The 11159-nt window shown below is 34.3% G+C and carries 6 protein-coding genes and 1 pseudogene; 3 read left to right on the plus strand and 4 right to left on the minus strand.

Features of this window, described 5'->3' with window-relative positions; all coding sequences use genetic code 11:
* The first annotated feature begins 206 nt into the window (after window positions 1–206).
* Window positions 207–986 carry a Ku protein gene (locus B3J44_RS17855; protein WP_286970076.1) on the plus strand — a complete coding sequence of 260 codons (780 nt, stop codon included), beginning with the start codon at window positions 207–209 and terminating at the stop codon, window positions 984–986.
* Here B3J44_RS17855 and ligD read toward each other — a convergent pair.
* Both ligD and B3J44_RS17865 read right to left on the minus strand, forming a co-directional pair.
* Window positions 983–3544: a DNA ligase D gene (gene ligD / locus B3J44_RS17860; RefSeq protein ID WP_286970078.1), complete on the minus strand. Its 2562-nt coding sequence runs from the start codon at window positions 3542–3544 to the stop codon at window positions 983–985. The two genes, B3J44_RS17855 and ligD, sit on opposite strands and share 4 nt — an antisense overlap.
* Window positions 3531–4010 (minus strand): hypothetical protein, encoded by a 480-nt coding sequence (locus tag B3J44_RS17865; protein WP_286970081.1) that lies wholly within the window; start codon window positions 4008–4010, stop codon window positions 3531–3533. The genes ligD and B3J44_RS17865 overlap by 14 nt, the downstream gene beginning before the upstream one ends.
* 263 nt (window positions 4011–4273) lie before the next feature.
* Here B3J44_RS17865 and B3J44_RS17870 point away from each other — a divergent pair, with 263 nt between their 5' ends.
* Window positions 4274–6412: a catalase gene (locus B3J44_RS17870; RefSeq protein ID WP_286970083.1), complete on the plus strand. Its 2139-nt coding sequence runs from the start codon at window positions 4274–4276 to the stop codon at window positions 6410–6412.
* 146 nt (window positions 6413–6558) lie between these two features.
* Window positions 6559–8976: an arylsulfatase gene (locus tag B3J44_RS17875; protein WP_286970086.1), complete on the plus strand. Its 2418-nt coding sequence runs from the start codon at window positions 6559–6561 to the stop codon at window positions 8974–8976.
* Between the two features lie 64 nt (window positions 8977–9040).
* Here the strand turns inward: B3J44_RS17875 and B3J44_RS17880 are convergent, their stop codons facing one another.
* The gene (locus B3J44_RS17880) at window positions 9041–10534 is read right to left on the minus strand and encodes a PLP-dependent aminotransferase family protein (RefSeq protein WP_286970090.1); all 1494 of its coding nucleotides are present in this window, start codon (window positions 10532–10534) and stop codon (window positions 9041–9043) included.
* 373 nt (window positions 10535–10907) lie between these two features.
* Window positions 10908–11159, minus strand: a pseudogene (locus B3J44_RS17885) (DUF5009 domain-containing protein); the annotation flags it as partial.

The following is an 11159-nucleotide window of genomic DNA, read 5'->3' on the forward strand; positions in this document are numbered from 1 at the left end:
AACATAGCCCGTGGTTTCAACCACGGGAATACGCGGTTGCATTAACCATTAACCATTAACCATTAACCATTAACCATTAACCATTAACCATTAACCATTAACCATTAACCATTAACATTCACAATTATATAAAACAAAGTGTTGATTTTGTAAGTCTTACGTTTTATTATTGAACTAAATTAGTGTTCAATTTAAAAGCAAAAGTTATGAGATCGATTTGGACAGGTTCGGTAAGTTTTGGATTAATTAATATTCCGATAAAAATATTTTCGGCGGTGCAGGAAAGCAGTCTGGATATGGATATGCTGGATGCGAAAGATCATGCCAATATCAAGTTTAAACGTGTTAACGAAAATACGGGTAAAGAAGTAGATTTTGCCAATATTGTAAAAGGATATAATTTGGAAGGCAAATATATTGTTTTGGAAGATTCTGATTTTGAAGCCGCAGATGCCATTAAAACCAAAACAATCGATATTGAAAGTTTTGCCTTCGAAAAAGAAATTCAAAGTATTTATTACGAACAGCCATATTATCTCGAGCCTGATAAAGGTGCCATGAATGCCTACGGATTACTTCGTGATGCCCTTGAGGCTTCAGGAAAAGTAGGAGTTACCAGATTTGTGTTGCGAAATAAAGAAAGTCTGGCAATTTTAAAACCGTACAAAAACGTCATTGTTTTAAACCGAATTCGATTTGAACAGGAAATTCGAAGTACAGCAGAATTAAAACTTCCGCCAATGTCTAAAAAATCGACAAAAGAAATGGACATGGCCGAAAAACTAATTGATCAGCTTACAGAGAAATTTGATATTTCTGGCTTTAAAGACGAATATACCGCCAAGCTTTTGGATATCATTAAAAAGAAAGCCAAAGGAAAACCGCAGAAAGTGGCTCCAAAACTAAAAGTCGTACACAAACAAAGCGACGATTTAATGGAAATGCTAAAAGCAAGTTTAGAAAATAAAAAGAAAAAATCTTCTTAAACGTTTTGACTATTTTCTAGTTTGTGAATAATTTTTTTAATATTAGCTCCTTTAGATAAAACGGGTTTCCATAAATCGCCTTTTTTCTCAAAACGCTTCAATACATTTTTGATCGTAAATTGCGATGGATGCAATTTTTCATTCACTTCACTCCATTCTAAAGGCGTAGAAACTGTTGCACCTGGTTTTGGACGAACAGAATACGGAGCTGCCAAAGTTTGTCCGCGTCGGTTTTGCAAAAAATCAATATACAATTTGTTGTTTCTTTTTTTAATGCTTCTATCAACTGTAGTAATATCAGGAAGTCTGGATTGCACTTCTTTGGCAATCAATTCGCCTAGAATTTTAATCGAATCATAATCGTATTGCGCGCCAAGCGGAATGTAAATATGAAGTCCAGAAGCACCCGAAGTTTTGCACAAACATTCTGTTTCTAATTCATCTAAAACTTCTTTTACGACTAAAGCAGTCTGAACGACTTGTTTAAAATCATCTTTTGCAGGATCTAAATCAATTACAAGCCAATCTGGATTATGAATATGTTTAATGGTAGAATTCCACGGATTCATTTCGATACAGCCTAAATTGGCCATATAAAGCAACGTTTCTTTATTGTTGCAAATAAGGTAGTCAATTTCGGCATTGTTGGATTCTGAGAAGATTTTTTGGGTTTTAAGCCATTTCGGAATTTTATCGACATCAACATCTTTCTGATAAAAACTAGGAGAATCAATTCCGTTCGGAAAACGGTTCATCGATTCTGGACGGTTTTTTAAATAAGGAAGAATCAATTCTGAAACTTCATTGTAATATTGAACAATTTCGCCTTTTGTAATCTTATCTTTCGGAAAATAAATTTTATTCTGATTGGTAAGATGCAATACAGTTTTGCCAACTTTTAAATCGTAATCGTTCTCTGTTTTTTGCTTTTTATTTTCTGGTGTAATGGTCATTTCATCTGAATTTAGTTGAGTTAAATCTTCTTTTTTAAAGGATAAAAAAACTTCTTCTGCTTTTTTGTCTATTCTTGTTCCGAGATAAACAGGATGTCGCAAATGCTGATCTTGCGTCCATTCGGAGAATTTTACCTGACATACGACCTTTGGTTTTACCCATTGAATTGGATCAAGCAAAGAGATTTTTTCTTCAAGGGGAGATTTTTCAATGAAATAAGGTTCAAGTTGGGCATACAAATCTTTTAAAACAGATTCTGTAAATCCAGTTCCGCATTTTCCAATATATTGCAATTTCTTTCCATTGTACTGCCCTAGAAGAATGGCACCAAAATATTTTCTGGAATTTTTAGGTTCGGTAATTCCGATAATGATGGCTTCTTCTTCATTTGCGGTTTTTATTTTGAGCCAGTTATTGCTTCTACGATTTACAGAATAGGTGCTGTCAGCCTTTTTTGCAATTATGCCTTCAGTTCTATTTTTAACGGCTTTTTCAAATTGTTTAATTCCATCTCCAACTGTGTGTTCAGAATAAAAAACATTCGGAAATGGATATTTATTAAAGAGAATTTTAAGCAGTTCTTTTCGCTCCAAAAGCGACAATTCGGTGAGTAGATTTCCGTCTAAATTCAATAAATCAAAAACATAATATTTTAGATTTCCGATTCCTGTTTTCATATAGTTTTGAAGCAATTGGAAATCGGCTTTACCCGAATCATTTTCTACGACAATTTCGCCATCCAAAACTACGGTGTGATCGATTTGTTTTAATTCATCTGCAATGGGTTTGAAATTATCATTAAAAGAAATTTCGTTTCTGCTAAACAAATCGACTTGTTGCGCATTGATAACTGCAATCGTTCTGTAGCCATCGTATTTATTTTCGAAAATCCATTCATCATCATCAAAAGGCTTTTCTCGAACACTGGCAAGCATTGGTTGTATAAATTCTGCAATTTCAAGTTTTGGATTAGACTTTTTTTTTATTGTTTTTTTCTCAGTCGTTTTTTCTTCTGTTTTTGAATTCAATTTTTTAGATTTTTCTTCTAATTGCTCCAAAGTCCTTTTAGAAATAACCGATTTATTTTTTTCTAAAATATCTTCACTAGAAGCATATTTATCATTTTTCTTGATTAAAAGCCATGCATTTTCCTGTTTTCCGTGAAGTTTAACCAATGAAAATTCTCCTTTCAGTTTTTTGCCTTTTAAAACAAAACTCACACGTCCTTTTTCTAAATCGCTTAATAATTGTTTTTCGTCAGAAGCTGTTTTTTCATCCGACGTATAGGTTCCGTTATCCCACACAATTACATTTCCTGCCCCATAATTTCCTTCTGGAATTGTGCCTTCAAAATCTTTATAGCTATAAGGATGATCTTCAACCATCATGGCCAAACGTTTTACTTCTGGATCCATTGATGGACCTTTTGGCACTGCCCAGCTTTTTAAAACACCATCCATTTCTAGCCTAAAATCATAATGAAGATGCGATGCAGCATGTTTTTGCACTACAAAAATGAGTTCATTTGCCGATTTTGCAACCTTTCCTTTTGGCTCACGAGTTTGTTTAAAATCTCTTTTTTGGTTGTATTTAGACAGTGACATAAGCTTTTACAAGTATTAAAAGAGTTAGTGTAATAGAGTAGAGTGCCGTTGCGACAACAGCAAAAATAATATGAGCAAAGAACAGCTGAATGTAATAACCTTTAAAGTCAATTGGGGGTTGATGATCGGTCATTTTAAAAATAATAATCCAGCTGAGTATGCCAATTACACCACTGATAACTCCTAGTAGGAGAGCATTGAGTGGAGAAACTGGTAATATGTTCTTTACCCACAGTATTTGATATCCCATAACAAATAGAAAACCTATAATGTAATGTATCAGCCATCCCCATGTTTTCTGAGATTTTTCAGAAAGGCTGATGTTTGTTTTCTTTAGAGCAAAAGTCAATAAAACAGGTTCTTTATACAATTCTTGAAATTTTTTCGACATCACATAACTAAACCAAGTCATGGCTGATGTAGCTCCAATGGAAACTAAAATTAATTGTATAATAGTGTAGATCATACCCCCTTTTTTTTGAATTAAAACTCTATTTCAAAGTTACTTTTTAAATAACCTTTTATGTTATAGTATTAGAAAATGGAATTATATAATTATAAGTAAAATATTGATTATCAATTTGTATTGTGGTTAGAATATTATAATCCTGAAATTTAATTGTATAATTTTTAAGCTAAAAAGCAGTCTAACTTTGTTAACCTATTTTTGAGAAACCCCTCAATTGCAATAGTAGTTCATTGAATGATAAATTGTAAAATCAACAGAAAATGAAAAATTCAAAAAAAACAAATCAAGACAATTCTGAAGGAAAACAGAACGATTTAGAATATAACAAATCAAATGCTGAAAATGAATTTTTAACCACCAACCAAGGCGTTAAAATAAATGACGACAATAATTCTTTAAAATCTGGAGAAAGAGGTCCTTCTCTTTTAGAAGATTTCATATTACGAGAAAAAATCACCCATTTTGATCACGAAAGAATTCCGGAACGCATTGTGCATGCGAGAGGTTCTGGCGCGCACGGTTATTTTGAACTTTATAAAACAATGGGAAAATATACAAAAGCAGGATTTTTAAACGATACCAGTATAAAAACGCCCGTTTTTGTACGATTTTCAACCGTTGCTGGTTCAAGAGGTTCTACAGATTTGGCTCGCGATGTTCGTGGTTTTGCTGTAAAATTTTACACGCAGGAAGGTATTTTTGATTTGGTTGGCAATAATATGCCCGTGTTTTTCATTCAAGATGCTATGAAGTTTCCAGATTTAATTCATGCTGTAAAAGCAGAACCGCATAATGAAATTCCGCAAGCAGCTTCTGCGCATGACACTTTTTGGGATTTTATTTCGCTAATGCCCGAATCTATGCATATGATTATGTGGGTTATGAGCGATAGAGCAATTCCGAGAAGTTTGAGAATGATGGAAGGTTTTGGAGTTCATACTTTTAGATTTATTAATGATAAAAATGAATCTCATTTTGTAAAATTTCATTGGAAACCAAAATTAGGAACACATGCAGTTGCGTGGGATGAAGCACAGAAAATTTCAGGTAAAAATTCAGATTTTCATAAACTAGATTTGTGGGAAGCAATAGATGCAGGAAATTTTCCAGAATGGGAATTGGGTGTGCAGATTATTCCTGAAAGTGACGAACATAAATTTGATTTCGATCTGCTTGATCCAACGAAATTAGTTCCAGAAGAATTGGTTCCCGTAAGTATAATCGGGAAAATGGTTTTGAATAGAAATACAGATAACTTTTTTGCAGAAACAGAACAAGTTGCTTTTCATCCAGGACATATTGTTCCAGGAATTGATTTTACAAATGACCCTTTATTGCAAGGCCGATTATTCTCGTACACTGATACACAATTGTCAAGATTAGGAAGCCCAAATTTTCATGAAATTCCAATTAACAGAACAATTGCGCCAATGCATAATAACCAGCGGGACGGACACATGCGACAAGAAATTGCAGTTGGAAAAGTAAGTTATCAGCCAAATTCTTTAGGAGGAGGATGTCCGTTTCAAGCTAAAATGGATCAAGGCGGATTTGTGAGTTTTAATGAACGCGTTGATGCGCATAAAGTGCGAGCAAGAAGCAAAAGTTTTGCTGATCATTTTAGTCAGGCGAAACTTTTTTATAACAGTCAAACTCCAATAGAACAAGATCATATTTCAAGCGCTTTATCTTTTGAATTAGGTAAAGTTGAAACTCTTGCAATTAGAGAAAGAATGCTCGCGCTTTTAAATCAAGTTGATTCTAGCTTAGCCGCAACGGTTGCTAAAAATTTAGGGATTCCAGTTCCGAAAATTGAAAAACCAATTAATCACGGAGTGGGAGCAGATGATGAAGGAAAACAGGAACCAAGCAAAGCCAACCAAAATATAACACATTCAGATGCTTTGAGTATGCTTAAAAATCCGACTGTTTCTAATACAATTGCAACTAGACAAATTGCTTTTTTATGTACAGAGGGTGTAAACTCCAGTTCAATAAAAACAATGAAAACGGCATTACAAAATGCAGGAGCAAAAGCCGTTATTATAGCACCACATTTAGGAACAATTGTTTCTGAAGAAGGTATAGAAATTCCTGTTGATCAAACCTATAAAATTGCAGCATCAGTACTTTTTGATGGTGTTTTTATTCCGTCAGGAAAAGGAATTGTAGCGCTTTCAAAAATTAAAGAAGTAAAAGAGTTTTTAAACGATTCTTACCATCATTGTAAATTTATCGCAGCTGAAGGTGAAGGAATTCAAATTATAAAAAATAATAGCGATATTAATAATGATCCCGGAGTTTTGATGAGCGAAAATAACTCAGATAAAAACTTAAGCATTTCTTTTATAAAAGCTTTAGGAAGACATCGTTTCTGGGAAAGAGAAAAAACTTTGTAAAAAAATGAAACAAAATTCTAAAAACCATTCATTGACTTGAATGGTTTTTTTGTATAAAGATGTTTCATTTTATAATGTGAAACATCTTTGCAAGTTTATGATTATTAGTAAGTTGTAATTTAGCGCGAATGTTAAAAACTACAGCCATGAGAAGAATTAATATTTTAGAATTTGTTTTCATTGCAAGAAATAACGTATTAGTCATTCTTGCATTCTTTTGCATACACGTTGGAGTAGGTCAAGAAAGCGGTAAATCTGAAACTCCAAAAGTATTGCCTCAGCCCGATTTTCATTTTCCAGGTTATGTCGGGAGGACTTATTTAGATTCAGATCCTCCGCAATTTCCTCAACCTGTAAAGGCTCCAAAAGGAGCTCCTAATGTGGTACTAATTTTATTAGATGATTCAGGATTTGGGCAATTCAGCACTTTTGGTGGAGGTGTGCCTTCTCCAACGATGGATAAGTTAGCCGCAGAAGGTATTCGCTACAATAAATTTCATACCACAGCACTTTGTAGTCCGACACGCGCGGCTTTAATCACAGGAAGAAATCATCATACAGCTACTTTTGGAGTTATTTCAGAAACGGCTACAGGATATGATGGCTATACTTGTGTGCTGCCAAGAAGTTGTGGTACAATTGGAGAAGTACTGAAACAAAATGGTTATATGACCGCTTGGATTGGTAAAAACCATAATACGCCACCTTGGGAAACCAGCGAAGCAGGACCTTTTGACCGTTGGGCAAATGGTTTAGGTTTTGAATATTTTTACGGATTTAATGCAGGCGATATGAATCACTGGAATCCTGTTTTATACGAAAACAGAAATCTTGTTCCAGCTTCAAAAGACCCAGATTATCACATGACGGTTGATCTTGCGGATCATGCCATTGCATGGGTTCGAAAAGTAAAATCAATTGCGCCAGACCGACCATATTTTCTATACTTGGCACCAGGTGCAGCACATTCGCCACACCACGCGCCAAAAGAATGGATTGATAAATTTAAAGGCAAATTTGATATGGGTTGGGATGCCTACAGAGAACAAGCTTTTGAAAGACAGAAGAAATTGGGAGTTATTCCTTCTGATGCCAAACTAACAGCAAGACCAGAAAGTCTTCCTGCTTGGAGTTCGCTTAATGCCGATCAAAAACGTTTGTATGCTAGAATGATGGAAGTATTTGCTGGTTACGGAGCGCATTGCGATTACGAAATGGGAAGAGTAGTAGATGCTGTAAAACAATTACCAGATGCAGATAATACCATTATTATTTATATAGCTGGAGATAATGGAGCCAGCGCTGAAGGTGGTATTGAAGGATCTGTAAATGAAAATCTGTTTTTTAATGGTATTTCAGAAAAATGGCAAGATAATATTAAAGTGATTGATGAATTGGGAGGACCGAAACATTTTAATCATTTTACAGCAGAATGGGCTTGGGCAATGTGTACACCTTTTCAATGGACAAAACAAGTGGCAAGTCATTTTGGAGGAACCAGAAACCCGATGATTATTTCTTGGCCAGCAAAAATTAAAGATAAAGGAAGCTTAAGAAGCCAGTTTACACATACCATAGATATTGTGCCAACATTGTATGAAATTATCGGAATTACGCCTCCAGAAACGATTAATGGTATAACTCAAAGTCCTATTGAAGGTATTAGTTTTGCCTATACTTTTAACGATGCTAAAGCTAAAGAGAAACATAATACTCAGTATTTTGAATTGGGCGTAAATAGAGGAATTTACAGTAAAGGCTGGATGGCATCGGCATTGTCTTTTGCGCCTTGGAATCCAAATAGAGGTGCATTTGATCCTGACAAACAAAAATGGGAACTTTATAAAGTAGATGAAGATTTTACACAAGCAAATGATTTGGCTGCGAAAAATCCGCAGAAATTAAGAGAAATGCAGGATTTATGGTGGGTTGAAGCATCTAAATATCATGTGCTTCCTTTAGACTGGCGAGCCGTAGAAAGACTGAATGGTGAATTAATGGGAAGACCAACACTTGCTGGCGATGCTACTACTTTTACATATTATCCAGGACAAGTTGGATTGCCAAATGAAGCCTCTCCCCGTATTTTAAATAAATCTTGGTCGATTACAGCAGATTTAAATATTCCTGATAATGGCGCAGAAGGCATGATTGTTACTCATGGCGGTTTAGTTGGCGGTTATGGTTTATATGTACAGAACGGAAAACCGAGTTTTGTCTATAACAATTTAGCATTAGAACGTCCTACACTTACAGGAAAAGAGGCGCTGCCAAAAGGGAAAGTTAAATTGGTTGTCGATTTTAAATATGAAGGAAAAGAAAAAGAAATTGGTAAAGGTGCCACAGTAACTATGCTTGTAAATGGAAAAAAAGTGGCAGAAGAACATCTTGAAAGAACAATTCCAATTCAAATATCATTGAATGAAGGTTTAGATATTGGTATGGATGTCGGTTCTCCAGTCGATTTTAATTACAAGCTTCCTTTTGAGTTTACAGGAAAAATTGAAAAAGTGACTTATAATCTTGAAGGTGCTAAAGAATCAAAATCAGCAAAAACTAAATAAATTTTAACACCTTGATAAAAGTATCAAAGTTTTCTAAATAAGGAGATTTTGATACTTTTTTCGTTTACTCTAATGCAATAATAGTTTCCAAGCTTTTACTCAAAATAGAAACCGCTTTTTCCATTTCTTCTTTTTCCAAATGTCCAAATCCTAAACGTGTTGCAGTAAGATTTTTGGTTTGATATAAAATGGTCTTGGGTAGAAATAAACCCTGTTTAGAACATTCTTTTTGAAACTGAATCAAATTAAAATGATCCAGCCATTCGACCCAAATTGCCAATCCTCTTGGCGGCACTTTAAACTTGATTTTGCCTTTAAGTTTTTCATTTAGAATTGAAACAAAATAATCGCGGCGCTCTTTGTAGATTTTTTTATTTTTCTTAGAAAGACGATGCACTTCACCTTCGGTAATCCATTCGGTAAGAACCTGTTCTTTTATGACATCAATTCTGGGTTCTAAGATGTTTTGATGCTTTTCGAGTTCTTTAATAAATTCTGCAGGAGCGGCAACAAAACCGTAGCTAAATCCAGAGGGCAATGATCTCCCGAAAGAACCAATATAAACCACTTTTTGGTTGGAATCAAAAGCGGCTAAAGGAAGAACTGGATTATTATCAAAATGAAAATCAAAATCGTAATCGTCTTCTAGAATTACAAATCCGTATTTATTGGCCAAATCCAAAACTTCTATTCTTTTTTTTGCGCTTAGCGGAATAGTTGTAGGATAATGATAATTAGATGTTAAATATAAAACCCTGATTTTGGTTGTTTCGCAGATTTCTTTCAATCTTTTCGTATCGATTCCGTCATTATTTATAGGAATAGAAATAATTTGAGCGCCAGTATTTGTCAATGTCATATTCGACATATAATATCCTGGAGAAGCAACCACAACTTTGTCTTCGGGTGCGATTAGTACTTTTGTAACCAAATACAAGGCGATTTCGTGGCTGCTTGTTGTAAGAAGATTAGAAGTCGAAATACGAATTCCTCGAGTAAGATTCAGATAATTAGAAAAATGAGTTTTAAAATTCGAATGCGAACGAAGTTCAATCTGTTCGTAGGTTTTAGAGGTTTTTCGTCTTTTTAATTTCGAGACATATAATCTAGCCAAAACATCGGTTTGTACCAATCGTAAATCGGGCATTCCGTCATTAAATTGATACGGCAAATTGCTAATTTCAATTGGACTTTCAAGAATAGTAGATCGCTGAAAACTAAAGCCAATATTGTCTTTCGACGAATTTTGTTCTTTCGAAGGAACAAATTCAGCTTTGTTTTTTTGTTTTTGCTGCGATAAAATAAAAGTTCCCTTATTTGGAAGTGTCTCAATCCAGCCTTGCGATTCTAAATCCTGAAAGGCTTTGATTAAAGTGTTTCGGTTAACAGAAAGCACTTTGCATAAAATTCTAGTACCAGGAAGTTTAGTACCTTCGGGAAGAAAACCCGTTTGTATGGCTTTGATAAATTCAAAAACAAGCTGCAGGTAAATAGCAGTGCTTTCTTCTGGTTTAAGCTGAATAAAGCTTTTAAAAGGAATTTCAACCGGACTATCCATAATTTACAAACTGACACTTTTTATTGGTACGGCAAGATACTGCTTTTCTTAAAATTTTTAGAAAAAAGAAAAGCAGTTCTATTTTATACAGGCATCAAAAATCATAACTAACAAACAATTACGTAGCCCGGCTGAAATTATTTTTTCTCAGAAACAATTCATTCCGTAGGAATGTCTGATCGGTAGAATTAAAAATTTGTATTGCGGTTATACGTTCCGTAGGAACGTTTGATTCATAAAATAGAGCGCTGTTATATAAAATCAGGTGTTCCTCTGGAACACAATGCAAAATGACATATTCTTTTTCTACCGACCAGATATTCCTACGGAATATTAAATTGTAACTCGTTATGGTAATTCATTATAATCTTGATTACACTTTAAAAATCAATTTCTTTTTGTAGAAAATCCATAAGATAAACGACCAGAAAACAGCATAAGATAAAGCATAAACTAGGGAAGCGTTTAATGGGTTTTCAAAACAAGGAACAATTCCGTGGTTATATATATAGGCTTGAAATCCAATTTCTTCTCCAACTTTTTCAGGATCGGCTACTTTTATGCCACTTAAAACTCTCGGAATTATTCCAGAAAAGAAAAATACAATCATAGGGTTTACGCCCCA

The sequence above is a fragment of the Flavobacterium sp. UBA4854 genome (assembly GCF_002399805.1).
Classification (GTDB): domain Bacteria; phylum Bacteroidota; class Bacteroidia; order Flavobacteriales; family Flavobacteriaceae; genus Flavobacterium; species Flavobacterium ginsengisoli.